We start from the raw sequence: 24,998 nt of genomic DNA, 5'->3' as shown, positions 1-24,998 counted from the left end.
CGTGAATTCGCGTCGCGTTCTACCGATTCCGGGCGCGTTGCGGCATAGAGTTTCTAAGGATCGGCGCAACACGCTTGACGGCTCGGCGGCCCGGTCTCTCATTCGTTACCTCATAGGAGAAACTCATGATCGACTTGCCCAAAGCGGCTTTCCTGATCGCCGCTGCCCTGGCCGGGCCCACGGTGGCACAATCGGCGGATGATAAGGCCGCGGGCCTTGATTGCGCGAACGCCATGACCACACGCGATATGGCGGAATGTGCCAAACAGGACTGGCAAAGTGCCGACGACGCTCTGAATGCAGCCTATCGAGAGGCCGTAGAGCGGGCCCGGCAGATTGACGGCGCGAATGAACCTGATGGCGCGGCGTCGACCGAGGCGGCATTGCGCGCCGCGCAGCGCGATTGGGTATCGTTCCGCGACAGCGCCTGCGAGGCCGAGACGCGGGTCTATGGCGCCGGAACGATGGCTCCTATCGTCGGGTTCTCGTGTCGTGAGCGGCTGACGCGCCAGCGCACCGAGGACCTGACAGAGTTCGGGGCAAGCCTGTGACCCGCGCAAAAAAGATCGCAACGCCAGTGGATCTTTACACCACGGGCTGGGCCATGGCGACGATGATGGCCGAGGCGCAAATGGTGGTCGGACTGCGCTGCCTCGGCCTGGCCGGCGTCTGGGCCGTGGCCCCGGGCGAGACGCAGCGCATGGTTTCCGAAAAGGCACCGGTCTTCGCCCAAGCCGGGCAGGATGCGTGGGCCAAGGCGCTGAGCGGGGCCCGCCCGGACGAGGTCATGGCGGCATGGCTGCGCCCCATTTCGCGCAAGACCCACGCGAACTCTGTCCGGCTGGCCAAGAGGGGGCCCAAGTTCAGATGACCATGACCCTTGAAGGTTCTTGTCGCTGCGGGGCTGTGACGTTCTCGGTCGAGACACACGCCCCCGTGCCCTATCAGCTGTGTTATTGCTCGATCTGCCGCAAACAGCAGGGCGGCGGCGGCTATGCCATCAACCTCAGTGCGCTGACCGATACGCTGGATATCGGCGGCGAGGTCGGCCGCGACGCCATCGGCGTGTTCCGCGCCGAGATCCACGAGGATGACGGTCACTGCCGGACGTCGAGTGGCGAGCGGAACTTTTGCACCCGCTGCGGGGCGGGGCTGTGGCTGTTCGACCCGTCATGGCCGGATCTTCTGCATCCCTTCGCGTCGGCCATAGATACCCCGCTGCCGGTCCCGCCCACCCGCGTGCACATGATGCTGGATTTCAAGGCGCCGTGGGTCGAGGTCACGCCCGGGCCGGAGGATCAGATGTTCGACCGCTACCCTGAAGAGTCGATCGAGGCCTGGCACAAGGCCCGCGGGCTATGGGTCGACTGATCGTCGTCCGACCGGATCTGATCCGCTCAGCTTGACCCGGGCGGGGGGCACAACACACCGCGCGACCGGGCCCCTCGGAAGCGGTCGCCATAGTCCGGGACCGAACCGCAATCTGGTGGCAAGTGCCTGCACCCGCGGCATCCACGCCGGCGGCGATATCTGCGCGCCGCGCAGTCGCGGGACGTCCCGCGCGCGACGTGTCGGCGGTCGGCTGACTTGGAGCCTGACGACAAGACATCGTAGGAAGATCGGGCATTGGGCGGGTCCTGAAGCCCGCCAGCCCCCGGCCGCAGGCCTCAGTCGTCGGGCGGGATCAGGCCCAGGCCGCGCAGGTAGATCCCAATCCCGCTTTCCAGCAGGTCCTCGGGCGGATAGGGCGCGCGGGTCCCCGGCGCGCCGCGGGCAAACAGCTCGACGACGCCATGGCTCATCGCCCAGACATGGGACGAGATCATGCGCGCCGGCGGTCTTCTGTCCTGCGGGATATGGCGGGTAAGACCCTCTGCCGCGCGATCCAGCACCGCGAAGGCGCGCCCCGCCACGCGCGCAAGGTCCGGCGTGCGGTTGATCGAGATCCCGCTTTCGAACATCGCGACGTAGTGGCCGGGGTGACGCCGGGCAAAGGCCAGATAGGCGCGGCCTGTCGCCTCGAAGCTGGCGAGGTCAGAGTCGCCGCCGCTGTCGTGGGCATAGGCCATGAGATCGGCAAAGATCTCGTAGCCCTGCCGTGCGGCCTCGGCGATCAGATCCTCGCGCCCGGCGAAGTGGCGGTAGACGGCAGCGGGGGTCACGCCCGCGCTCTTGGCCGCCTCGGAGAGGGTGAACCCCGTCGGCCCCCGCTCTTCGATGAGGACCAGCGCGGCGTCGACCAGGGCCTGCCGAAGGTTGCCGTGATGATAGCCCTGCTTAGGCATCCCAGATATCCGGGCCTCCGGCGATGGCGGGGTCGGGCGGGCAGGCGGCATCAGGGCTCTTGCCGTCGTAGTCGAGCTGCGACAGGATCGACCGGATCGCCGCCAGGCGCGCGCGCTTCTTGTCGTCCGACCGCACGACCGTCCAGGGCGCGACGTCGGTATGCGTCTTCTCGAAGGTTTCGGAGATGGCGTCGGTATAGGCGTCCCACTTGCCCAGGCCCTCGACATCGATGCGCGACAGCTTCCACTGTTTCAGCGGATCGCGCTCGCGCTTGAGGAACCGGCGCAACTGTTCCGCGCGTCCGACGTTCAGCCAGATCTTGAAGAGGTGGATGCCGTCGTCCACCAGCATGCGCTCGAAATCCGGGACCTGGCGGAAGAACTGCGCCCGCTGGGCCGGCGTGCAGAAGCCGAAGACATGTTCGACGACGGCGCGATTGTACCACGACCGGTCGTAGATCGCCATCTGGCCCGAGGTCGGCAGGTGGTGCACGTAGCGCTGGAAATACCACTGCCCCGCCTCGGTGTCCGAGGGGGTGCCCAGCGCCACAACGTTCGCCACCCGGGGGTTGAGGTTTTCGCGCAGCCGCTTGATCGTGCCGCCCTTTCCGGCGGCATCGCGGCCTTCGAAGACGATGACCACCCGCTCGCCCGTGGCCTTGAGATGCGATTGCAGTTTGACCAGCTCAAGCTGCAGCGCCTCCATCTGAGGGTCGTAGTCGCTGCCCGGCATCCGGCGGTCGTAGGGATAGGTGTCGGACAGGATGTCCTTCTTGTCGTGCTCCTCGATCGCGCGGCGGATCGGGGCGGGGGCCGCATCGTTTAGGAAGGCGGTGATCGCGCCGGTATAGGGCAACGGCATGGGCGGACCTTTCGCGGGACTGTGCGGCTGGGATTTACGAAGCTAGTCGCCGCCGGGCGCTAGCGCAATCCGGCGCGCTTTGCGACGCGGTCGATCGCCTCGACCACCTGTTCGGCCGCGACGTGGTGGATCATGTGCCCGCCGTTTTCGATCAGCGTCAGGTTCGCGTCGGGCAACTGGCGCGACAGCGGCAGGGCGTGCACCTCGTAGGGGACGATGCTGTCAGCGGTGCCGTGCAGGATTTCGACCGGGATGTCGAGCTGGGGGTAACGCGGCGCCATCTCCTTCAGGTGCGGCTTCAGCGTGTTGACCTGCCGCGACGAGGCGCGGAACGTCTCGCGCCGGATCGACAGCGGCGCGCCGATATACTCCTCATAGCCTTCGGGGATGTCCTGCGGGGCAAAGATCCCTTCCAGCGCCGAATGGATCTGGCCCTGCGTCGCGAAGGCGGTGATCAGCGGCACCAGCCCCGCCCCGCCCAGCGACGAGGCCGTCGTCTGGTAGGTGGCCGACAGCGACCCGTCCCAGGGTTGCGTTGCACCCGACACGATGACCAGCGCCGCCGGATCGTGGTCGAGGCCCCAGGCCATCGCGACGGCGCCGCCGTAGGACTGGCCCAGCACGATGGGGTGCTGCACGCCCAGACGGTCGGCCGCGGCCTTGAGCAGATCGGCCTGCACCTGCGGGCTTTCGGCACGTTCGTCGAAGGCGCCGCCGTAGAAATCGGCAGCGCGGTCGGTATAGCCCAGCCCCGGACGGTCGAAGATGGTGACGCGGTAGTCGTCCTGGACCCGCCCGAGGAAGTCGAAGGTGAAGTCGCGCGTCGATCCCGACGCGCCGTGGATCAGCACGAGGTCCGGCCCGGTGCCCGCCTGCACGTAGTGGACGCGGCGGTCGCCCACGATCACGAACTCGCCTTCGGGGGGATAGGCGGCCTCGGCCTCGGCCTCGCGCCTGTCGGCGCGCTGATCCACGATAAGACCGCAACCGGACAGCCCCGCGACGAGGACGAGGAGGGCGAAGGCATAGGTCTGCATGAAAACGACTTCCGGAAGTTTGGGGCGTAACTCTGCCCGATATAACCGCACGGGCGGCGAGGACCAGCACGCGGCCCTCACTTTGCCCTGAGGTCCGGCATCGCGACGCGTGGCATCAGGGCGAAACCGGCGACCGTGGCCCGCCCTGATCGGTTCCGGCGGGCCAGCCGGGGGTCTTGCGAAACCCCGGCCCCTCGGATGAGGTCCTCGCGAAATGCGTAGCCTATCCCGCCGCGGGCGTGCCAATCAGGGCCAGGTCGTAAGGCGTCGACTGGTACATCTCGTTGATCCAGTTGCCGTAAAGCAGGTGCGCGTGGCTGCGCCAGCGGTTCAGCGGCCGTCGGTCGGGATCGTCGTCGGGATAGTAGTTCACAGGCACCGTCACGGGCGTGCCGGCCGCGGCATCGCGGTCGTATTCCTGCTTCAGCGTATCGCTGTCGTATTCGAAGTGGTTGAAGATGTAGAGCGCGCGGTGCCCGGGGTCGGACACCAGGCAGGGGCCCACCTGGTCCGACCCCAGCAGGGTCGTCAGTTCGGGCACGGCGTCGATTTCGTCCTGCCGCATCTCGGTCCAGCGGCTGACGGGGATCACGAAGGTGTCGGAAAAGCCGCGCAGGAACGGGCTGCCCGGGGCGAGGTTCTCGTGCCGGAAACAGCCGAAGGCCTTGCGTTCAAGCAGGTGCTTGTTGACCTTGTGGAAATGCCGGATCATGGCCATCCCGCCCCAGCAGACGCCGAAGGTCGAATGCACGTTGGTCTGGGTCCAGTCCATCACCTCGCGCAGTTCGTCCCAATAGGTCACCTCTTCGAAAGGCAGGTGCTCGATCGGGGCGCCGGTGATGATGAGGCCGTCGAACTTGTCGGCCTTCACCTCCTGGAAGGGGCGGTAGAACGCCTCCATGTGCTCGGCCGAGGTGTTCTTGGAGTGGTGCTCGGTCATCCGGATCAGTTGCAGGTCGATCTGCAGGGGCGTCGCCCCGATCAGGCGCGCGAACTGTGTCTCGGTCTGGATCTTCTTGGGCATCAGGTTCAGCAGCCCGATCCGCAGCGGCCGGATGTCCTGGCTGGCGGCCAGGGCGTCGGCCATCACCATCACGCCCTCGCGGCTGAGCACCTCGTAGGCGGGCAGGTCGGCGGGAAGCTTGATGGGCATGTACGGAACCTTCGAAGGGAGGCGAGAGATCTAGACGCTGGCGGCGCGGGTCTCAAGTGCGGTGGCGATAAGGCGGTCGAAGTCCGCGGTGTCGCGCACGCCCGATACCGCCTCGGCCGTCACCGACACGCCCCAGTGCCGCGCCATCGCGGCATAGCGCGGGCTGCGATGGGCCAGCGCGCGCGCGTAGGTCCAGCGGATGAAGGCATCGGGATCCACCGCCCCGGGTGCGTCGCCCGTGCGCGCAAGGTAGGCGCCCCAGGCCTCGCGCAGGAAATCGGGGTGGTAGTACATCGGCTTGGGCGCCCGGTCGAAGCGGCGGCACAGCTCTTCGGCATGGGCATCCGTCCCCTCGATCCACACCAGCAGCATGTCGCGGGACAGCGCGGTCAGCACCGGGTCGTCGGGGTCCTCGGGGTCCACCACCTCGCAGATCGATCCGCCGGTGTCGCAGACGAAGTTCTCGTAGCCGTAAAGCGCGCGCGCCCGGTCTATGAAATGCCGGGTGTCGAGAAGCGCCGCCGTTTCGGCGACGCGGTGCTGCTCCTGCCGGGTCAGGTACTCGTCGAACGGCAGGCCGCCCTTCTCGGGGTCGCCGGGCTTGCCCAGGTAGGTCGACAGCGGCGCGAGGTTGTCGAAGGTGATGTTCGACCCGATGTAGACGCTGTCGGACAACAGAAGCTCGCGCAGAAGCGGGACCTTCATCGCCTCGCGCTTGAAGTTGTCGGCGATGTGCTCGCCCATGTAGCGGGTGCCGATGCGGTAATCGATCGAGTAGTGGAACCAGCCGCCCGAACCGCGCAGGATGTTGGCAAGATGCGTCTTGCCCAGGCCCGACATGCCGAAAAGGCAGACGTGTTTCGCGCGGGCCTGGCGCCAGTCGGCGGCGGTCTCGTATTTCATGCGGCTCTCCCTTTCGCCGCGTCCGTCTCTAGCGGGGGCGGGGGCGAAAGGACAGGGGCAAGCGCAGCCGCCCGTTCAGCACCAAAAGCCCCAGCGCCAGCAGCCCGAACCCGGCAAGGGCCAGCGGCGCCAGCCGTTCGCCCCGCACCAGCGCGCCCAGGGTGATGGCCACCGGCGGGATCATCAGGGTGCAGAGCGTCACGTTGCCGGCCCCCGCCGCGGCCAGCACCCGGTAATACAGAAGATAGGCCAAGGCCGTCGCCACAAGCGCGTAGTAGGCGATGGCGCCCAGCGTGGCGGCCGAAAGGCTGGCATCGGGGGCGCCCTCGACCGCCCAGGCCAGCGGCACGGCCATGACGCTTGACGCGGTCAGCATTCCCGCGGCGGCGATCTCGGGGCGCAGGCCGGTCATGGCAATCCGGCCCCAGGCCGCGGCCAGCGCATAGCAGACGGTGCCGGCCAGCACCGCGATCTGCCCGGCCGAGCGCAGGTCGAAATCGTGCAGCGCCTCGGGCCCGATGGCGCAGACCACGCCCGCGAACCCCAGTGCGAGGCCCGCCATGCGGCGTCGCGTCAGCCGCTCGTCGGCAAAGACCAGCGCCGCGACCAGCACGCTGAAGAGCGCCGTGGCCGCATTGAAGATCGAGGTCAGGCCAGAGGTGATGTGCAACTGCCCCCAGGCCATCAGGCCGAAGGGCAGGATGTTGTTGAGCAGGCCCATCACCGCGAAGGTGCCCCAGATACGCCACCCGCGCGGCATCGGCAGCCGCATCAGCGCGACCGCACCCCAAAGCACGATCGCCGCCCAGAAGACGCGGTGCGCGACGGCCCAGAGCGGCCCGATCTCGTCCAGCGCGATACGGACCGACAGGAACGATCCGCCCCAGATCAGGGAGAGAAGGCCAAGAAGGCCCCAGGTGGCGGGGGTGAGGGTCTTTTGCGGTGCCATGCGCAAAGCTCTAGCCGCCATGACGACCGGGCGCGACCCGAAGCTTGCGCATCCCCGGCACCTTTTGCCGCGGCCCGGACCTGCGACTTGGCGCGGGCAGCACGGGCAACGCAGCCCCGCGCAAGCCCGGTCTGAGCTTGGCGGCGTTGTTCACGGCTGCCCCCCGGGCGCATGGCCGGGAGCCTGCGCCGCCGCGGCCCCGGGGGGCGCGTGCTCAGCGGCCGGTCTTGTCGCGCCACTCCTCGAACTTCTTCTGGTTCTCCTCCTTGGTGCAGGGATAGAGGCCGATGATCGGGGTCCCGGCCATCACCTCTTCCAGCACGAAGTCCTCGAACGCCTCCATGCCCGCACAGACCTCGGCGATCTCGTCGGCGAGGTGCGCGGGGATGACCATCACGCCGTCGCGGTCGCCCACCAGCACGTCGCCGGGAAACACCGCCACGCCGCCGCAGCCGATGGGGACGTTGATGTCCAGCGCCTCGTGCTTGGTCAGGTTGGTGGGGGCCGAGGGCCCCGCGTAGAAGGCCGGCATCTCGAGCGCGCCGATCCCCTCGGCGTCGCGGAACCCGCCGTCCGACACGATGCCCGCGCAGCCCCGCACCGCCATCCGGGTGACGAGGATCGACCCCGCCGTCGCCGCGCTGGCGTCCTGGCGCGCGTCCATCACCAGGATCTGGCCCGGCGGACAGGTCTCGACCGCCACGCGCTGCGGGTGATCGGCGTTGCGGAAGACGTCGAGCGTATTGCGATCTTCGCGCGCGGGGATGTAGCGCAAGGTGAAGGCCTGCCCGACCATGCGCTGCGCCTTGGGTGCCACCGGCACGACGCCCTGGATGAACTGGTTGCGCAGCCCGCGCTTGTAGAGCTGCGTCGCGATAGACGCGGTCGAGATCCGCCTCAGCCGGTCCCGGGTTTCGTCGGAAAGTGTGTAGTCGCTCATGATCGGTCCTCAGAAGATGTCGGGTTCGCCGGCGGCACGTCCGAAATCGGTTTGCAGGAAGTCGAAGTCGCAGCCCTGGTCGGCCTGCGTCACATGGCGCGAGAACATGTGTCCGTAGCCGCGTTCGAAGCGGCGTTCGGGCGCTGTCCACGCCGCCCTGCGGCGGGCCAGTTCATCCTCGTCCACCAGCATGTCGAGCCGCCTTGCCGCGAGGTCCAGCCGTACCACGTCGCCGCTGCGCAGCAGCGCCAGCGGGCCGCCGATATAGCTTTCGGGCGCGACGTGCAGCACGCAGGCACCGTAGGAGGTGCCAGACATCCTCGCGTCCGAGATCCGCAGCATGTCGCGGTACCCCTGCTTGATCAGCGCCTTGGGGATCGGCAGCATGCCCCATTCGGGAAAGCCCGGCCCCCCCTGCGGGCCCGCGTTGCGCAGCACCATCACGGTGTCCGGGGTGACGTCCAGATCCTCGTCGTCCACCGCCGCCTTCATCTCGGGGTAGCTGTCGAAGACCAGCGCCGGACCTTCGTGGAGGTAGTATTTCGGGTCGCAGGCGGCGGGCTTGATCACCGCCCCGTCGGGGCAGAGGTTGCCGCGCAGAACGGCCAGCGATCCCTCCTTGTAGACCGGGTTCGACAGCGGCCGGATGACGTCGGTGTTGTAGACCTCGGCGCCGGCAAGGTTTTCGCCCAGCGTCCGCCCCGTCACGGTCATGCATGATGTGTCGAGCCGCTCCTCGAGCTGCTTCATCAGCGCGCGCAGTCCGCCGGCGTAGTAGAAATCCTCCATCAGGTAGTCCTTGCCCGCGGGTCGGACATTCGCGATCAGCGGCGTCTCGCGGCCCAGCGCGTCGAGGTCGTCGAGCGTCAGGTCGTGGCCCGCGCGGCGCGCCATCGCGATCAGGTGGACCACGGCGTTGGTCGAACACCCCGTTGCCATTGCGACGATCGCCGCGTTGCGGCAGGCGGCGGCGGTGATGATGCGATCGGGGGTCAGATCCTCCCACACCATGTCGACGATGCGCCGCCCGCAGTCCGCCGACATCCGCTGGTGCCCGGAATCCACCGCCGGGATCGACGACGCCCCCGGCAGCGTGATCCCCATCGCATCGGCGATGGCCGTCATGGTCGACGCGGTGCCCATCGTCATGCAGGTCCCGGCCGACCGGGCGATGCCGCCCTGCACCCCCTGCCATTCCTCGTCCGAGATGTTGCCGGCGCGGCGTTCGTCCCAGTATTTCCAGGCGTCCGACCCGGATCCCAGGATCTTGCCCGCGTAGTTGCCGCGCAGCATCGGCCCCGCGGGCAGGTAGATCAGCGGCACGCCCGCGCTGATCGCGCCCAGCACCAGGCCCGGCGTGGTCTTGTCGCACCCGCCCATCAGGACCACACCGTCCAAGGGGTGCGAGCGGATCATCTCTTCCGTCTCCATCGCGAGAAGGTTGCGATAGAGCATCGAGGTCGGCTTGGTATTGCTTTCGTCGACCGACAGCGCCGGCATCTCGACACCGATGCCGCCGGCCATCAGGACGCCGCGCTTCACGTCCTGGACCCGGTCGCGGAAGTGGCTGTGGCAGGTGTTGAGCTCGGACCAGGTGTTGAGGATCCCGATCATCGGGCGGTCGCGGAATTCCTCTTCGGAATAGCCCATCTGCATCATGCGGGAGCGGTGGCCGAAGCTGCGCAGGTCGTCCTTCGAGAACCAGCGCGCGGATCGCAGGTCGGCGGGGGATTTTCGTGTCACGGGCGTTATCCGGTCAATGCGAAGGTGAGCCAAACCAGCAGCAGCGTCAGCGCCAGTCCGAGGACCTCGGGCCAGTTGCCGAAGGCATAGGGTTCAAGCTGCGAGTCCGAGGCGTATTCGGAGGCCGAGATATCCTCGTCCTGGCGGGTGAGGTGGGGATCTGTCATCGCGGTCTCCTCAGTCCATGATCGACGGCAGCCAGAGCGCAAGCTCGGGGATGAAAAGCACCAGGAACAGGCCCAGCGCCTGCAGGCCGATGAACGGCATGACGGCGACAAAGATGTCCTGAAGCTCGATTTCCTTCGGCGCGACCGACTTCAGGAAGAAGCAGGCCGGACCGAACGGCGGGGACAGGTAGTAGATCTGGATGTTCATCGCGAAGAGCACGCCGAACCAGACCGGGTCGTATCCCAGGTCGATCACCACCGGGGCGAAGATCGGCACCGTGATGAAGATGATGGCGATCCATTCCAGAAAGGTGCCCAGCACCATGATGATCAGCATCATCACCACGATGACCATGATCGGCGCGATATCGAGGCCCGTCAGCACGCCGCGCAGGAAGTCGCCGCCGCCGATGCGGTTGTAGATCCCGATCAGAGACACCGCCCCCAGCACCAGCCAGATGATCGACCCCACGGTCAGCACCGTCTGGCGCATCGCGTCGCGGGCCATGGTCCAGCTGAGCTCGCCGCGCACGGCTGCCACGACCAGCGCGCCGACCGCGCCGATCGCCGCCGCCTCGGTCACCGTGGCGATGCCCGAGTAGATCACCCCCAGCACGGCGCCGATCAGCACGCCGGGCAGGATCACGCCCTTGAGGTAGCGCAGGCGTTTGAGGAACGGCAGGCCGGTTTCGGGGATGTCGTAGATCGGCGCCATCGCCGGGTTCAGCCGCACCCGCACCAGGATGTAGGTGACGTAGAGCGAGGCCAGGATCAGCCCCGGCACCGCCGAGGCGGCAAAGAGCTTGGTGATCGATACCTGCGCGGCAAGGCCGTAGATGATCAGCACCACCGACGGCGGGATCAGCGTGGCGAGCGCGCCCGCGGCGCAGATGATGCCGATCGACAGCCGCTTGTCGTATCCCAGCCGCAGCATCTGCGGCAGCGCGATCAGCCCCAGCATGACGATTTCGCCGCCCATGATGCCCGACATGGCGGCCAGCACCACGGCGACGATGCAGGTCTGCACGCCGACCGACCCGCGGAACCGCCCGCCCATGATCGCCATCGAATCGAACAGCGACTTAGCGATGCCGGATCGTTCGAGCACGTTGGCCATGAAGACGAAAAACGGCACCGCGATCAGCTCGTACTTGTGCAGCACCTCGCTCACGTTCGCGGCGACGATGAAGAACCCGGCGCGTTCGCCGAAATAGAGAAGCGCCGTCGCCAGCGATACCGTGAGGGTGGTGATGCCCAGCGGCACCCCCAGCGCCATCAGGCCCAGAAGCGAGACGACGATCAGCAGGGTGATGTATTCAATGCCCACCGGTCACGTCCTTTTCGGTATGCTGGACCCAGCGGATGATGTTCGAGGCAAGCTGCGCGAGGTAGAGCACGCAGCCCAAGAGGATCAGGATCTTGAAGATCGTGGGCTGGATCGAATTGAGTGCGGTGCCGGTGTATTCGGTGCGCTCCATGACCTTCCGGGCCGGCCCCCACAGTGCGAGGCTGAGCACGAAGATCGCACCGAAGGCGATCAGCAGCTGGAACAGCCGGAACAGCCGCCAGACACGCGGCCCGACGAGCATTTCCAGCATGGTGATGGAAATGTGCCGGTTGCGTTCGGTGACGAAGGCGACGGACAGCACCCAGGCGGTGGCGCAGAGCGTCATCGCCAGTTCGGTCGACCAGACCGTGGGCCGGTCGAAGCCGTAGCGAAACACGACCTCGGCGGCCGATATCGCGATGCAGGCGAAGAACAGGACAGAGCAGCCCTGACCGATGAAGACGCTGACGCGGTCCATGCCATCGGCGTAGCGGGCCAGAAGGTTCCTCATGGGGCCCTCCGGTAGGAGATTGCGAGGGAAGAGATGCGCCGCACCGGGGACCGGCGCGGCGCAGGGCGCGTCATTCGGAGAAGAGCCCGATTTCCTTCATGTAGGCGAGGTTCGCCTCAAGCGCTTCCTGCGCCAGCTCTGACTTCTGGGCGTAGGCTTCCCACTGCTCGCGGGCGACGGCGCGCAACTGGTCCCGGTCCTCCTGCGACCAGTCGATTACCTCGATCTTGCCGGCGGCGGCATCGCGTTCGGCCAGCTCCTGGTCGAGCTTGCTCACCTCGGCCGCCATGGCGAACATCGCGTCGTACCACCAGGTGCGCAGCGCGTCCTGATCCTCGGGCGACAGGGCCTCCCAGGTTTCGGTGTTGATGGTGAACTGCATCGACGGCATCGAGTGGATGCCGGGGTAAAGCGGGTAGGGCGCCACGTCGTGCAGGCCGGTCGCGTCGTTGTTGACGTAGGCCGAAGCGTCGGCTGCATCGACGATGCCCTTTTCCAGTGCGCCGAAGACCTCGGAGAAGGGGATCGACACCGGCGAGGCGCCGGCGGCCTGGAACACGGCCGCGGCCAGCCCCTCGGGCGACCGGATCTTCTTGCCCTTGAGGTCCTCGAAGGTGCGGATCGGGGTCCGGGCGGGCAGTGCCTCGCGCGAGTAGGGGCCGCAGGCCACGACATGGACCTCGCCGCCGGTGACCGAATCCGCGGCTTTCTGCATCATCTCCTCGCCGCCGCCGTCGCGGCAGAAGCCCAGCATCTGTTCGGGCGTGTCGTAGCCCGAGATCAGGTCGCCCATGATCGCGTAGGCCGGCTCAAGCCCCGAAAAGTAGTTCACCGAGGTGAAGTCCCCGTCCAGCACCCCTGCGGCGACCGCCTCGGGCGTCTCCTTGGCCGGCACCACCGATCCGTTCGGCGTCAGGGAAATCTCGATCCGGCCGTCGGTCGCTTCGGCGATCTTGGGCAGCCAGGTGTCGGTCAGGTACTGGGTCGAGAAGTCGCCCGCGTTGAACGAGGTCTGGATGGTCAGGGTGTCGGCCGAGGCCAGCCCTGCGGGCAAGGCGACGGTCGCGGCGAAAAGCGCCGTGATGCTAAGTTTCATGATGTCCTCCCGTTGAGCGGCCGTGACCGCAGGTAAGGTACTAATATATTAGTGCATGCCAGGCAAGCGCGTTGTATCCTGAGGGCGGTAGAGATTTGGATAGATCAGTGAAATCAATGCAGAGGCCGACGCATAGCGACCCGGGCGAGATCGGAGAGCTGCGGGACATCACGCCCGAGGTTCCGGTCCGCCGTGTTTCCGCCAGCGCGCAGGTGCACGACGCCCTGCGGGCCCGGATCGTCGCGCTGGATCTGGCGCCGGGGCAGCCCCTGTCGCGGGCCGAGGTGTCGGACACCTACGGCGTCAGCCAGACGCCGGTGCGCGAGGCGATGCAGCGGCTGTCGGGCGAGGGGCTGTTGCGGATCTTTCCCCAGTCCAAGACCGAGGTTGCGCGCATCGACATCGCCCACGCCAAGGAGACGCAGTTCCTGCGCCTGTCGCTTGAGCTCGAGGTCGTGCGCAGGCTCGCCACCGCGCCCGAACGGAATTTTATCGACGACATCGACGCCCTGATCGACCGGCAGGCGCGCGCCTTCGAGGCTGGAGATGTCGAGGAATTTACCCGCTTCGACCGCGCCTTTCATCGCCGCTTGCACTGCCTGATCGGCGCCGACGCCCTGTGGGACCTGGTGACCGCGCGCTCGGGCCATATCGATCGGCTGCGCAACCTCAACCTGCCCGAACCGGGCAAGTCGGCCTCGATCATCGAGCTTCACCGGCGCATCGCGGCGGCCATTCGGGCGGGCGAGGCCGCCGAAGCAGAGGCCGCCGTGCGCGAACACCTGTCAGGTACGCTCAAGCAGGTCGAAGGGATCCGCGCCCGCTATCCCGATTTCTTCTGACCCAGGCCCCCTCTCGCCCAGATTCTTCTGGCCGACCCTCGCCGACCCTCGCCGGGCCAGCGACGGGCCACCGGGCCCGCGCAGGCGGCGGGCCGGTCCCCGTGGGCGTCCTGCGTAACGGGGGGCGCCCGCAGGGCGTTGCCGTGCCCCGCGCCGCGTGCTAGGGGCGGAGCCATGACGTGCACCGCGCCGACCATTTGCTGCATTATCCGCTGACACGCTTCGCTGCGGGCCGGCCTCGTCATCCTATCCAGAAGACGCCCTCGGACCCGCGGCAAGCCCGCGACAGGACGAGACATGACCGAGATCCGGCTTTACAACACCGCCGCCCGCGAAAAGCAGGTGTTCCACCCCCTCACGCCGGGGGATGTGCGGATTTATGTCTGCGGTCCCACCGTCTATGACCGTGCCCACCTGGGCAACGCGCGGCCGGTCATCGTCTTCGACCTGCTTTACCGCCTGCTGCGGCACGTCCATGGGGCCGAGGCCGTGACCTATGCCCGCAACTTCACCGACGTCGACGACCGCATCAACGAAACCGCGCAGAAACGCCGCGCGGCGGGGGCGCCCGGGACGCTCGAGGATCTGATCCGCGACCGTTCGGACGAAACCATCGGCTGGTACCACGACGACATGGACGCCCTCGGTGCGCTGCGTCCCGATCACGAACCCCGCGCGACCGAATACATCGGCGCGATGGTCGCGATGATCGCCGACCTGGTCGATCGCGGCCATGCCTACGTGGCCGAGGGGCACGTGCTTTTCGCGGTCGAGTCCTACAAGGACTATGGCCGCTTGTCCGGTCGCACGGTCGAGGACATGATCGCCGGTGCCCGGGTCGAGGTCGCGCCCTACAAGCGCAACCCGATGGACTTTGTCCTGTGGAAGCCCTCGGACGACGAGCTGCCGGGCTGGGACAGCCCGTGGGGGCGGGGGCGGCCCGGCTGGCACATCGAATGCTCGGCCATGTCGGCCGAGCTTCTGGGCCAGAGCTTCGATATCCATGGCGGCGGCATCGACCTTGCCTTTCCGCACCACGAAAACGAGATCGCGCAATCCTGCTGTGCCCACCCCGAGGGACATTTCGCCCAGATCTGGATGCATAACGAGATGCTGATGGTCGAGGGGCGGAAGATGTCGAAATCCCTCGGCAACTTCTTCACAGTGCGCGACCTGCTGGACCAGGGGATACGGGGCGAGGTGATCCGCTACGTCTTCCTGTCGACGCATTACCGCAAGCCCATGGACTGGACCGCCGAGAAGGCCGCCGAGGCCGAGGCGGTGCTGCGCAAATGGTACGAGGCCGTCGACGGCGTGGCGGCCGAGATCCCGCAGGAGGTGGTCGTGCCGCTGGCCGACGACCTCAATGGCCACGGGGCGCTGACGGCGATGCACGCGCTTTACCGCGACGGCCGGTTCGCCCACTTGGCCGGGGCCATGCAGCTGCTGGGTCTTCTGGGCGCGGCGGTGCCGGACTGGGCGGGCACGCAGGTGGACCTTGCCGTCTCGGACCTGATCGAGACACTTCTGGCCGAACGCGCCGAGGCGCGGAAGGCCAGGGACTTCGCCCGGGCCGACGCCCTGCGCGACGGGTTCGCGGCGGCGGGCGTCGTGGTCAAGGACACCGCTGGCGGCGCGGAGTGGGAGCTTGCGCCGGGCTTCGATCGCGCGGCGCTGGAGGCCCTGCGATGAGCGACCGCGAGAGGCTCTATCTTTACGACACGACGCTGCGCGACGGGCAGCAGACCCAGGGCGTGCAGTTCTCGGTGCCGGAGAAGCAGCGCATCGCCGCGGCTCTGGATGCGCTCGGCGTCGACTATATCGAAGGCGGCTGGCCGGGCGCGAACCCGACGGACAGCGATTTCTTCGCCGCCGCTCCGCAAACCCGCGCGACCTTCACCGCCTTCGGCATGACCAAGCGGGCCGGACGGTCAGCCGCCAACGACGAGGTGCTGGCCGAGGTGCTGAACGCGGGCACCCCGGCGGTCTGCCTGGTCGGCAAGACGCACGACTTTCACGTCACCCGGGCGCTTGGCATCACGCTCGAAGAGAACCTGGCCAACATCGCCGCCTCGGTTTCGCATTGCGCGGGTGCAGGGCGCGAGGCGCTGTTCGACGCCGAACATTTCTTCGACGGCTACCGCGCCGACCGCGATTATGCGCTGGCCTGCCTGCATGCCGCGCTTGAGGCCGGGGCGCGCTGGATCGTGCTGTGCGACACCAATGGCGGCACGCTGCCGCGCGAGATCGGGCAGGTCGTCGAAGAAGTGATCGCCGCGGGCATCCCCGGTGACCGGCTGGGCATCCACACCCACGACGACACCGGCAACGCGGTCGCGGGCACGCTGGCCGCGGTCGACGCGGGCGTCCGCCAGATCCAGGGCACGCTGAACGGGCTGGGCGAACGCTGCGGCAACGCGAACCTCACCACGCTGATCCCAACGCTTCTGCTGAAATCCGCCTATGCGGGGCGCTTCGACATCGGGGTCAGCGCAGAGGCGCTGGCGGGCCTGACGCAGGTCAGCCGGATGCTGGACGATATCCTGAACCGCGTGCCGATGCGCAGCGCGCCCTATGTCGGGGCCTCGGCCTTTGCGCACAAGGCGGGGCTGCATGCCTCGGCCATCGCAAAGGATGCCACGACCTACGAACACATCGCGCCCGAAGCGGTGGGCAACGCGCGCATCGTGCCGATGTCGAACCAGGCGGGGCAATCGAACCTGCGCGCCCGGCTCGCGGGCATGGGCATCGCGGTTGAAAAGGGCGATCCGGCGCTGTCGCGCATCCTCGACGAGGTCAAGGCGCGCGAGGCCGAGGGATACTCCTACGACACCGCGCAGGCGAGTTTCGAGCTGATGGCGCGGGCGCAGCTGGGGCAGCTGCCCCGGTTCTTCGAGGTCGAGCGCTACCGCGTCACGGTGGAGCGGCGGCAGGGCAGCGCGGGGCGCATGGCCACCTTCTCGGAGGCCGTCGTCGTGGTCCGCGTGGGTGCCGACCGGATGCTGTCGGTCAGCGAGAACCTTGACGAAAGCGGGTCGGATCGCGGGCCGGTCAACGCGTTGGCCCGGGCGCTGGCCAAGGATCTCGGACCGTTCCAGGCGAATATAGACGACATGGCGCTGGTCGATTTCAAGGTGCGCATCACCCAAGGGGGGACCGAGGCGCAGACCCGGGTCGTGATCGACAGCGAAGACAGCCGCGGCCATCGCTGGTCGACCGTGGGTTTGTCGCCCAACATAGTCGACGCCTCGTTCGAGGCGCTTCTGGACGCGATCACATGGAAGCTGGTGCATGACGGCGCGGTGCCGCATGGCTGAGGATCTGGGCTTCGAGGCGGCCGCCGAGATCGTGCGCAAGGGCGATCCCGATCGGTTCCTGGCGGTGATGGCCGCGCCCCCCGCGGCGCGGCCGGTGCTGTTTCCGATCTTCGCCATGAACCTCGAGGTGGCGCGCGCGCCATGGGTCACCGAAGAGCCGCTGATCGCCGAGATGCGGCTGCAATGGTGGCGCGATGCGCTGGACGAAATCGCCTCGGGCGGCGTCGTGCGTCGGCACGAGGTGACGGTGCCGCTGGCCACGGTGCTGGACGCCGAGGGCGCGCAGCTGCTCGACCAGCTGATCGAGGCGCGGCGCGCGGATCTCGAAGAGATGCCCTTTGCCGATACGGGCGCCCTTTGGGCCTATCTCGATGCAACCGGGGGCGGGCTGCTCTGGGCCGCGGCGCGGGCGCTTGGCGCGGATGCGGCGGCCGAGGCCATGGTCAGGGCCCGCGGGCAGGCGATGGGGCTGGCCAACTACCTGATGGCGGTTCCCGATCTGCGCGCCCGGGCAAAGCGTCCGCTGCCCGAGGGCACGGACATCGCCGCGCTTGCGCGCGAGGGGCTGCAGCGTGCCGGAACCGGCGCGGCCCGCGGCGCCGCGCGCACCGCGACGCTGGCCGCATGGCGGGCGTCGCCCCTGTTGCGGCAGGCGGCAAAGGATCCAGCCGCGGTCGAAGAGGGGCGGCTGGCGCAATCCGAGTTCGCGCGCCGCGCCGGGTTGCAACGCTACGCCTGGGTCGGCCGGTAGCCACGACCTGACGCGATGACCGGTCAGCGCGGTTGCAGCCCGGGACAGTTGCGGCCCGGCGCCCGCCCGTGGCCCGCCCCCCCCCGCGCCGGGCTCCGGGATTCAGGGGCCCCTCAGGTCCGGCGCGGGCGCAGGGCCAGCCAGATCAGCGCCCCGCCCGCCAGCGCCAGGAACGGCGCCATCGCCAGCGTCACGGCGAACCAGCCCTCGGCGGCAGTCCCGCCCGAGCAGTTCATCAGCCCCCCCGACGCGAGCGAGGCAATGGTGACGCAGCCGAAGACCAGCATGTCGTTCAGGCCCTGCACCCGGCCGCGTTCCTCCGCGCGGTGGGCGCCGGCCAGCATCGTCGTCGCGCCGATGAAGCCGAAGTTCCAGCCGATCCCCAGAAGGACCAGCGCGCCGTAGAACTGCGTCAGTTCGACCCCCGACAGCGCCACCGCGCCCGCGCCTGCCAGCACGGCCAGTCCCAGCCCCATGATCTTTTCGACCCCGAAGCGGTTGATCAGGTGGCCGGTCACGAAGGACGGGGCGAACATCGCCAGCACATGCGCCGATACCACGTTGGCGGCGTCGTTCTGGCTAAAGCCGCAGCCCACGACCGCCAGAGGCGTCGAGGTCATCATCAGGTTCATCAGCGAATAGCTGACCATCGCGCAGATGATCGCCACCGCGATGCGCGGGGTGCGCAGAAGCTGCCCCACGCTGCGGCCCCGCGGCGCGTCCTTGTCGGGCACCGGCGGCCTGGGGATGTCCAGCAGGCAGAACAGCAGCACGCCCAGCGCGTTGATCGCGATCACCGCCAGATAGGCGCCGAGAAAGGGCACGACGAAGGCCATCGACGTCAGCTTGACCAGCTGCGGCCCGATGATCGCCGACACGAGTCCCCCTGCCAGCACGTAGGAGATGGCCTTGGCCCGGAACGCGTCCGAGGCGGTGTCGGTCGCGGCGAAGCGGTAGAACCCCTGCGCGGACTGGTAGACCCCGGTCAGAAGCGACCCCAGGAGGAAGATGCCGAAGCTGCCGAGGTAGAGCCCCAGCGCCCCGATCGCCGCCCCGCAGGCGCCGCCCGTGACGCCGGCAAAGAACCCCGCGCGGCGCCCGTGGCGCTGCATCAGCGCCGCCAGTGGCTGCGCCGACAGCATCGAGCCCAGGATCACCATCGAGATCGGCAACGTGGCCAGACAGGGATTCGATGCCAGCGACTGCCCGGCAAGCCCGGCAATGGTGAAGATGATGGGCATCTGCGCGCCCAGCACCGCCTGCGCGGTGACGAGGATCGCGACGTTGCGGCGGGCGGTCTTGGACCCCGAGGACGGGTCGGCGGGCGTGGTCGTCATGGTCTGGCCTTTCGTATCGCCCAAAGGCCTAGTTCCCCGCCTCGGGAAAGGGAAGGTCGCCGGTGTCGCGGGCGATCAGATGCGCGAAGCTGCCCGCGACGCGATCCTGGATCAGGCCCATGGGCGGCAGGGCCGTGCCCTCGGCATCCTGCGCGGTGAAAAGCGGCGCGCCCCGGGCCTCGACCTCGGTCGCGTAGTGGAACTCGTGCGCGCGCCAGACCCCGGGCATCGGCCCCGACGCCGCCGTCACCCGGCGATAGCCCAGGCTCAGCCTGCGCCGTTCGAAGCTGGTGACGAGGGGCAGAAGCCCTGCCATTTGGTGGCGCCGGCCCTCGGCGTCTATCAGCGCCTTGCCCAGTACCATGTAGCCGCCGCATTCGCCGTAGACCGCCCCGCGCGCCGCCACGTGACGCAGGCTGGACAGGAAGGTCGTGGCGGCGGCCAGCCGGGGGGCATGCAGCTCGGGGTAGCCGCCGGGCAGAAGGGTCAGGTCGGCCTCGGGCACCAAATCGTCGGCCAGTGGCGAAAACGGGCGGATCTCGGCGCCAGCGGCGTGCCATTCCGCCAGGTGGTGCGGATAGGCAAAGGCAAAGGCCCCGTCCTGTGCCAGAGCGATCGTCTGGGCGGGCGGCGGCGGGGTCGGCCCCGCGGTCGGCCCCGAAGTAGGCGCCGAGTGCGCGGAGCCGAGATCGGGCATGGGGCCCGCAAGCTCGGTAAGGGCGGCAAGGTCCACCCCCGCCGTGACCGCCCGCGCGGCCCGGTCGAGAAAGGCATCGAGGTCGGGCCGCTCACCCGCCTGCACCAGGCCCAGGTGGCGGGAGGGGTGCGCAAGGCCCGCGTCGCGCCGCAGCTCTCCCAGCACCGGCAGCCCGACACCGGAAAGCGCACTGCGCAGCATCGCGGCGTGCTTGTCCGACCCGACGCGGTTCAGGATCACGCCGGCCACGCGGACCTGCGGATCGTGCCGGGCAAAGCCCGCGGCCAGCGGCGCCACCGATTGCGCCATGCGTCCCGCGTCGATCACCAGGACGACGGGCAGGGACAGCTGGCGGGCCAGATCCGCCGTCGCGCCGCGTCCGTCGGGCGGGGCGCCGTCGAAGAGGCCCATCGCGCCTTCGATCAGCAGCAAGCCCGGCCCCGCGGCCAGCGCGCGGATCTGGGCGGAGCCCATCGCCCAGGCGTCGAGGTTCGGGCAGGGTCGACCGCAGGCGGCCTCGTGAAACCGGGGGTCGATGTAGTCGGGCCCGGATTTCGCGCCACGCACCTCGGCACCGGACTGGGCGAAGGCGCGCAGAAGGCCCAGCGTCACCGTGGTCTTGCCGCTGCCGGACGCGGGGGCGGACAGGATCAGGCCGGGCATGACGCTCAGGCGCTGGCAGAGGTGCTGTCGCGCCCCAGCGGATCGGTGTCGCGCGGGGCGGCGCCGGCTTCCAGCGCCTGCCAGTCCAGCACCTGCCGCATCAGAACCGACCGGCCGACGCAGATGATCGCCGGCGGCTCGGCCCCCTGCGCGGCGATATCCTCCGCGCAGGCGGCGAGGGTGGTTTCGATCACGTGCTGGTCGCGGGTGGTGGCGGCGCAGACCACGGCCACGGGTTCGTCCCCGGGCCGGCCCGCATCGCGCAGGGCCTGCGTGATCCGCGCGATATGCTTGATCCCCATGTAGATCACCAGCACGCCGCTGCCCTTCGAAATCGCGGCCCAGTCCAGCGCCGATGGCGCCTCGCCCGTCTGGTCGTGCCCGGTGACGAAGGTCACCGACTGGTTGACGTCGCGGTGGGTGACCGGGATGCCCGCATAGGCCAGCCCGCCGATCCCCGCGCTGATCCCAGGCACGATGCGCACCGGCACGCCATGCTGGATCAGCGTCTGCGCCTCTTCTCCGCCGCGGCCGAAAACGAAGGGATCGCCGCCCTTAAGCCGCAGCACGCGGCGACCGGCCCGGGCCAGCTCGATCAGCCGCAACGAGATGTCGCGCTGCTTGGCCGAGGGTTTGCCGCCGCGCTTGCCGGCATAGATGTGCTCGGCCCCCGGTGCCCAGTCGAGGATCGCGGGTTCCACCAGCGCGTCGTAGACCACGACGTCCGCCTGCGAGAGGGCGTTGAGTGCGTGCAGCGTCAGCAGTCCCGGATCGCCCGGCCCCGCGCCGCACAGCCATACCCATCCGGGGCGCAGTTCGGGCCAGGGCCCGGCGGGCAGGCGATCGGGAAAGCGCGGCGAGTCGGGCGGGCGGTCTGACATGAGCCATAGCTTATGCCCGCAGAGGCTTCGGGCGCAAAGCCCGGATGCGACCGCGGGGCGGGCGGCTGCGGCATTCGTGCAAGCAAATCCGTGCAGGCACATTCCGGCAAGCACTGGGGCCGGCCGCGCAGGTCATGCCGCCCGGGGGACAGGCCCGCCGGTGAGGACGCTGCCGCCGGTGCCGATCGCGCCGCGACCTCCCCCCGACGCCTGGTCCGGACGCCTGGCCGGGACGCGCGGATCCGCCGCGCCGGGTACGCTCTCGGGCCCACCGTGGGAGGGTCGCCCGAGCCATGCGGTGCAAGACGTGCGACCCAAGATGCGCCGTCCATGGCGCCAGCCGATTGGCGCCGTCCCGCCGTGCGACTATACTGGCCCGCGATGAAGGACGCGCCGTCCAGAGAGTTGCGCCGGGGCTGGACCACGGGCGCCTGCGCCGCCGCCGCGACGCGGGCGGCATTGATGCGGCTTTGGGGCGGGGCGTTTCCGCAGGAGGTGTCGATCACCTTGCCGCGGGGCGAACGCCCGGTCTGGCCGCTTGCCCATGCCGATGCGGGGGAGGCCGACGATGGCACCGCCTGGGCCGAGGCGGGAGTCGTCAAGGATGCGGGCGACGATCCCGACGTGACGCATGGCGCGCTCATCATCGCGCGGGTCGCCGCGGCCCCCGGCGGGGTCGGCTTCGCGGCGGGCGAGGGCGTGGGCCGGGTCACCCGGCCGGGCCTTCCGATCCCGCCGGGAGAGCCCGCGATCAACCCCGTCCCGCGCCAGATGATCGCGGGCGAGGTCGTGCGACTTGCCGAAGCGCTTGGCCGCGCGCCGGATATCCGGGTGACGATCTCGGTTCCCGGGGGCGCGGCGCTGGCCCGCAAGACGTGGAACCCGCGGCTGGGGATCGAGGGCGGCATCTCGATTCTGGGAACGACGGGGGTGGTGCGGCCCTTTTCCTGCGCGGCGTGGATCGCCTCGATCCATCGCGGCATCGACGTCGCGCGTGCTGCGGGCCTGCCGCGCGTCGCGGGCTGCACCGGCGCGCAAAGCGAAGCCGCGGTGCAGGCGCTGCACGGGCTACCCGATCATGCCATGCTGGACATGGGGGATTTCGTCGGCGGCATGGTCAAGTACCTCGTTCGTCATCCCGTGCCGCAACTGACCGTGGGCGGCGGGGTGGCGAAGCTGGCAAAGCTGGCCCAGGGGGCGCGCGACCTGCATTCGAAACGCGCGCAGGTCGATTTTGCCGACCTCGCGCGCCGCTGCGGCGTGGCCGAGGTGGCGGGCGCGGGCACAGTGCTCGAAGCGGTCGGCATCGCGGGCCCGCCGCTGACCGAGGCCGTGGCCCATGGCGCGCTGGCCGAGCTGTCGCGCATGATCGGCGACGCCCCCATCGGGGCCGAGGTCGTGGTCTGCGATCGGGGGGGCGCCATTCTCGCGCGGGCCGGGGCGTGACCGTGGTACGGCCGGATCTTCGGGACGACGCGCGTCCCAGGCTGCCCGGCCCGGTCCTTCTGCTCGCCGGCACGGCCGAGGCGCGTGCCCTGGCCCGGGCGCTGGCCGCGCGCGACATCGCGGCGGTCGCGTCGCTGGCGGGGGTGACCGAGGATCCCGCCGCCCTTGCCCTGCCCACCCGGCGGGGCGGTTTCGGCGGCGCCGCGGGCTTTGCCGCCTACCTCGATGCAGAAAGGATCCACGCGATCATCGACGCCACGCATCCCTTTGCCACGCATATCTCGCAGCGCACCGCCCTGATCGCGGCCGAGCGTGGTCTTCCCTGCCTGCGCCTTCTGCGCCCAGAGTGGCGTCCGGGCGTCGGCGACCGCTGGCACGAGGTTGCTGACGTGGCCGGGGCGGCGGCGGTGATCCCGCCGGGCGCGCGGGTCTTTGCCGCGCTGGGGCGGCAGGCGTTGCCGGCGTTGGCGGCGCTGCCGGGGCGGCGGCTCTACCTGCGCCAGATCGCCCGGCCCGATACGCCCTTTCCCTATGACGGCGACTACGTGCTGGGCCGCCCCGGCGCGACGGCGGGCGAGGAGGCGGCGTTGTTCGCCCGCCTCGGCATCGACTGGGTGCTGACCAAGAACGCGGGCGGCGCGGCGAGCGCGGCCAAGCTTGCCGCCGCGCGCGACATGGCGCTGCCGGTCGCGATGATCCGCCGCCCAACACTGCCAGCGGGCCCCGGCGTCGGTACCGTGGCAGATGCCTTGGCATGGATTGAAGGGGTGGGGGAATGAGCGCCGTGGGGCGGCTGATCGAGGGGCCCGCCTGCCTGGAGGAGGGCGCTGCGGCGCTGGTCGCCGTCGAACCGCGCTTTGCCAACGTACTTGCCTGTGCCGGACCGCTGCCGCTTCGGCGCAGGCCCGAAGGGTTCGGTGCGCTGGCCGACGCGGTGCTGGGCCAGCAGATCAGCGTCGGTGCGGCGGCGGCGATCCGCGCGCGGCTTGAGGGTGCGGGGCTGCTCGACCCCGTGGCGATCGTCGCGGCCGGGGAAGAGGCGCTGACCGCCTGCGGCGTGTCGCGGCCCAAGGCGCGGTACCTGCAGGGAATCGCGGCCGCGGCGCCGGATTACGACGCCCTGCGCGATCTGCCGGATGCCGAGGTCGTGGCCCGGCTGACCGCGCTGCCGGGGATCGGACGCTGGACCGCCGAGATCTACGCGATGTTCGCGCTGGGGCGTGCGGACGTGCTGGCGGCGGGCGACCTGGCATTGCAGGAGGCCGCGCGCCGCGCCTTTGACCTGCCGCATCGCCCGCGCGAGCCCGAGTTGCGGCGCATGGCACAGGCGTGGTCGCCTTGGCGGGGCGTTGCGGCGCGGGCGCTCTGGGCCTACTACCGACACGAAACCGGGCGGAAGGGGATCGGATGACACGGGTTCTGGAAACCAAGCGGCGCGGACCGGCGCCAGGAACAGCGCGGCAGGTCGTCGTGTTCCTGCATGGCTACGGCGCCGACGGGGCGGATCTGCTCAGTCTTGCCGATCCGCTGACCGACTACATGCCCGACACGGTCTTCGTGGCCCCCGATGCGCCCGAGGCCTGCGTCGGCAATCCGATGGGGTTCCAGTGGTTCCCGATCCCGTGGATCGACGGATCTTCGGAAGAGGCGGCGGCGCAGGGCATGGCGCAGGCGGTGTCGGACCTCGACGCCTATCTCGACCAGGTGCTCGAGGACGAGGGCCTGACCGCCGACCGGATGATCCTCTTCGGCTTTTCTCAGGGCACGATGATGGCTTTGTTCGTGGCGCCGCGTCGGCCGGACGAGGTCGCGGGCATCGTCGGCATCTCGGGGCGGCTTTTGCAGCCCGAGCTTTTGGCCGACGAGGCCGTCTCGCGCCCGCCGGTGCTGCTGGTGCATGGCGATTCGGACGAGGTCGTGCCACCAGCGGCCATGCCAGAGGCGGCCGAGCACCTGCAGGCGGCCGGTTTCGACGTCTATGCGCACGTGATGAAGGGCATGGCCCACGGCATCGCGCCCGACGGGCTTCAGGTCGCGCTGGCCTTCATGCGCAATCGCCTGGGGCTGGAAGAGGACTGAGGGGATCGGTCG

General features: G+C 69.2%; 26 protein-coding genes. 11 read left to right on the top strand and 15 right to left on the bottom strand.

Features of this window, described 5'->3' with window-relative positions:
• The first annotated feature begins 125 nt into the window (after window positions 1–125).
• The 3 genes from EKE94_RS04260 to EKE94_RS04250 are packed head-to-tail and all read left to right on the top strand — an operon-like array spanning window position 126 to window position 1,371.
• Complete coding sequence (locus EKE94_RS04260) at window positions 126–551, top strand: lysozyme inhibitor LprI family protein (protein ID WP_127905329.1); 426 nt, start codon at window positions 126–128, stop codon at window positions 549–551.
• A gap of 26 nt (window positions 552–577) precedes the next feature.
• On the top strand, window positions 578–871 hold the full coding sequence (locus EKE94_RS04255; protein WP_235855888.1) for an antifreeze protein: 294 nt from the start codon (window positions 578–580) through the stop codon (window positions 869–871).
• The gene (locus EKE94_RS04250) at window positions 868–1,371 is read left to right on the top strand and encodes a GFA family protein (protein WP_127905328.1); all 504 of its coding nucleotides are present in this window, start codon (window positions 868–870) and stop codon (window positions 1,369–1,371) included. The genes EKE94_RS04255 and EKE94_RS04250 overlap by 4 nt, the downstream gene beginning before the upstream one ends.
• Window positions 1,372–1,667: 296 nt before the next feature.
• Here EKE94_RS04250 and EKE94_RS04245 read toward each other — a convergent pair whose 3' ends face one another.
• The 12 genes from EKE94_RS04245 to dctP form a co-directional block, all read right to left on the bottom strand.
• On the bottom strand, window positions 1,668–2,285 hold the full coding sequence (locus EKE94_RS04245) for a TetR/AcrR family transcriptional regulator (protein WP_127905327.1): 618 nt from the start codon (window positions 2,283–2,285) through the stop codon (window positions 1,668–1,670).
• Window positions 2,278–3,147 (bottom strand): polyphosphate kinase 2, encoded by an 870-nt coding sequence (ppk2, locus tag EKE94_RS04240; RefSeq protein WP_127905326.1) that lies wholly within the window; start codon window positions 3,145–3,147, stop codon window positions 2,278–2,280. The genes EKE94_RS04245 and ppk2 overlap by 8 nt, the downstream gene beginning before the upstream one ends.
• Before the next feature lie 59 nt (window positions 3,148–3,206).
• Window positions 3,207–4,184 (bottom strand): alpha/beta fold hydrolase, encoded by a 978-nt coding sequence (locus EKE94_RS04235; protein WP_127905325.1) that lies wholly within the window; start codon window positions 4,182–4,184, stop codon window positions 3,207–3,209.
• Between the two features lie 223 nt (window positions 4,185–4,407).
• The gene (gene metA / locus EKE94_RS04230) at window positions 4,408–5,337 is read right to left on the bottom strand and encodes a homoserine O-acetyltransferase MetA (RefSeq protein ID WP_127905324.1); all 930 of its coding nucleotides are present in this window, start codon (window positions 5,335–5,337) and stop codon (window positions 4,408–4,410) included.
• Window positions 5,338–5,367: 30 nt separating this feature from the next.
• Window positions 5,368–6,240: an ATPase gene (locus EKE94_RS04225; protein ID WP_127905323.1), complete on the bottom strand. Its 873-nt coding sequence runs from the start codon at window positions 6,238–6,240 to the stop codon at window positions 5,368–5,370.
• 28 nt (window positions 6,241–6,268) lie between these two features.
• Window positions 6,269–7,189, bottom strand: coding sequence for a DMT family transporter (locus tag EKE94_RS04220; RefSeq protein ID WP_127905322.1), 921 nt, complete (start codon window positions 7,187–7,189; stop codon window positions 6,269–6,271).
• Window positions 7,190–7,403: 214 nt separating this feature from the next.
• The gene (locus tag EKE94_RS04215) at window positions 7,404–8,129 is read right to left on the bottom strand and encodes a ribonuclease activity regulator RraA (RefSeq protein WP_127905321.1); all 726 of its coding nucleotides are present in this window, start codon (window positions 8,127–8,129) and stop codon (window positions 7,404–7,406) included.
• A 9-nt stretch (window positions 8,130–8,138) separates the two neighbouring features.
• Window positions 8,139–9,872 carry an L-arabinonate dehydratase gene (gene araD / locus EKE94_RS04210; RefSeq protein ID WP_127905320.1) on the bottom strand — a complete coding sequence of 578 codons (1,734 nt, stop codon included), beginning with the start codon at window positions 9,870–9,872 and terminating at the stop codon, window positions 8,139–8,141.
• 5 nt (window positions 9,873–9,877) lie between these two features.
• Window positions 9,878–10,039, bottom strand: coding sequence for a hypothetical protein (locus EKE94_RS18600; RefSeq protein WP_164870818.1), 162 nt, complete (start codon window positions 10,037–10,039; stop codon window positions 9,878–9,880).
• Window positions 10,040–10,049: 10 nt separating this feature from the next.
• Entirely contained in the window at window positions 10,050–11,366 is a 1,317-nt protein-coding gene (locus EKE94_RS04205; protein WP_127905319.1) for a TRAP transporter large permease, read from the bottom strand.
• Window positions 11,356–11,877, bottom strand: coding sequence for a TRAP transporter small permease subunit (locus EKE94_RS04200; RefSeq protein WP_127905318.1), 522 nt, complete (start codon window positions 11,875–11,877; stop codon window positions 11,356–11,358). The genes EKE94_RS04205 and EKE94_RS04200 overlap by 11 nt, the downstream gene beginning before the upstream one ends.
• A 70-nt stretch (window positions 11,878–11,947) precedes the next feature.
• Window positions 11,948–12,973, bottom strand: a complete 1,026-nt coding sequence (dctP, locus tag EKE94_RS04195) for a TRAP transporter substrate-binding protein DctP (protein ID WP_127905317.1) — start codon at window positions 12,971–12,973, stop codon at window positions 11,948–11,950.
• Window positions 12,974–13,089: 116 nt separating this feature from the next.
• Here dctP and EKE94_RS04190 point away from each other — a divergent pair, with 116 nt between their 5' ends.
• The 4 genes from EKE94_RS04190 (at window position 13,090) to EKE94_RS04175 (ending at window position 17,883) form a co-directional block, all read left to right on the top strand.
• Window positions 13,090–13,815, top strand: a complete 726-nt coding sequence (locus tag EKE94_RS04190; RefSeq protein WP_127905316.1) for a GntR family transcriptional regulator — start codon at window positions 13,090–13,092, stop codon at window positions 13,813–13,815.
• A 297-nt stretch (window positions 13,816–14,112) separates the two neighbouring features.
• Window positions 14,113–15,507, top strand: coding sequence for a cysteine--tRNA ligase (cysS, locus tag EKE94_RS04185; RefSeq protein WP_127905315.1), 1,395 nt, complete (start codon window positions 14,113–14,115; stop codon window positions 15,505–15,507).
• Window positions 15,504–17,132, top strand: coding sequence for a citramalate synthase (cimA, locus tag EKE94_RS04180; protein ID WP_127905314.1), 1,629 nt, complete (start codon window positions 15,504–15,506; stop codon window positions 17,130–17,132). The genes cysS and cimA overlap by 4 nt, the downstream gene beginning before the upstream one ends.
• A complete protein-coding gene (locus tag EKE94_RS04175; protein ID WP_127905313.1) occupies window positions 17,125–17,883 on the top strand; it encodes a squalene/phytoene synthase family protein in 759 nt (252 codons plus the stop codon). Before cimA ends, EKE94_RS04175 begins: the two co-directional genes overlap by 8 nt.
• 113 nt (window positions 17,884–17,996) lie before the next feature.
• Here EKE94_RS04175 and EKE94_RS04170 read toward each other — a convergent pair whose 3' ends face one another.
• From EKE94_RS04170 to cobA, 3 genes are read right to left on the bottom strand one after another with little or no spacing between them, the layout of a single operon-like run.
• Window positions 17,997–19,220, bottom strand: a complete 1,224-nt coding sequence (locus EKE94_RS04170; RefSeq protein ID WP_127905312.1) for an MFS transporter — start codon at window positions 19,218–19,220, stop codon at window positions 17,997–17,999.
• A gap of 28 nt (window positions 19,221–19,248) precedes the next feature.
• Window positions 19,249–20,580 carry a cobyrinate a,c-diamide synthase gene (locus EKE94_RS04165; RefSeq protein WP_127905311.1) on the bottom strand — a complete coding sequence of 444 codons (1,332 nt, stop codon included), beginning with the start codon at window positions 20,578–20,580 and terminating at the stop codon, window positions 19,249–19,251.
• A gap of 5 nt (window positions 20,581–20,585) precedes the next feature.
• The gene (gene cobA / locus EKE94_RS04160) at window positions 20,586–21,461 is read right to left on the bottom strand and encodes a uroporphyrinogen-III C-methyltransferase (protein WP_127905310.1); all 876 of its coding nucleotides are present in this window, start codon (window positions 21,459–21,461) and stop codon (window positions 20,586–20,588) included.
• A 381-nt stretch (window positions 21,462–21,842) separates the two neighbouring features.
• Here cobA and EKE94_RS04155 point away from each other — a divergent pair, with 381 nt between their 5' ends.
• The 4 genes from EKE94_RS04155 to EKE94_RS04140 are packed head-to-tail and all read left to right on the top strand — an operon-like array spanning window position 21,843 to window position 24,986.
• Complete coding sequence (locus tag EKE94_RS04155; protein WP_127905475.1) at window positions 21,843–22,907, top strand: cobalt-precorrin-5B (C(1))-methyltransferase; 1,065 nt, start codon at window positions 21,843–21,845, stop codon at window positions 22,905–22,907.
• Entirely contained in the window at window positions 22,904–23,686 is a 783-nt protein-coding gene (locus EKE94_RS04150; RefSeq protein WP_235855887.1) for a cobalt-precorrin-6A reductase, read from the top strand. Before EKE94_RS04155 ends, EKE94_RS04150 begins: the two co-directional genes overlap by 4 nt.
• Window positions 23,683–24,318: a DNA-3-methyladenine glycosylase family protein gene (locus tag EKE94_RS04145; RefSeq protein ID WP_127905309.1), complete on the top strand. Its 636-nt coding sequence runs from the start codon at window positions 23,683–23,685 to the stop codon at window positions 24,316–24,318. Before EKE94_RS04150 ends, EKE94_RS04145 begins: the two co-directional genes overlap by 4 nt.
• Entirely contained in the window at window positions 24,315–24,986 is a 672-nt protein-coding gene (locus tag EKE94_RS04140; RefSeq protein ID WP_127905308.1) for an alpha/beta hydrolase, read from the top strand. The genes EKE94_RS04145 and EKE94_RS04140 overlap by 4 nt, the downstream gene beginning before the upstream one ends.
• Window positions 24,987–24,998 lie beyond the last annotated feature (12 nt).

It is taken from the genome of Mesobaculum littorinae, assembly GCF_004011175.1.
GTDB classification, from domain to species: Bacteria; Pseudomonadota; Alphaproteobacteria; order Rhodobacterales; family Rhodobacteraceae; genus Tranquillimonas; species Tranquillimonas littorinae.
This window is presented reverse-complemented; position numbering and strand designations above follow the sequence as displayed.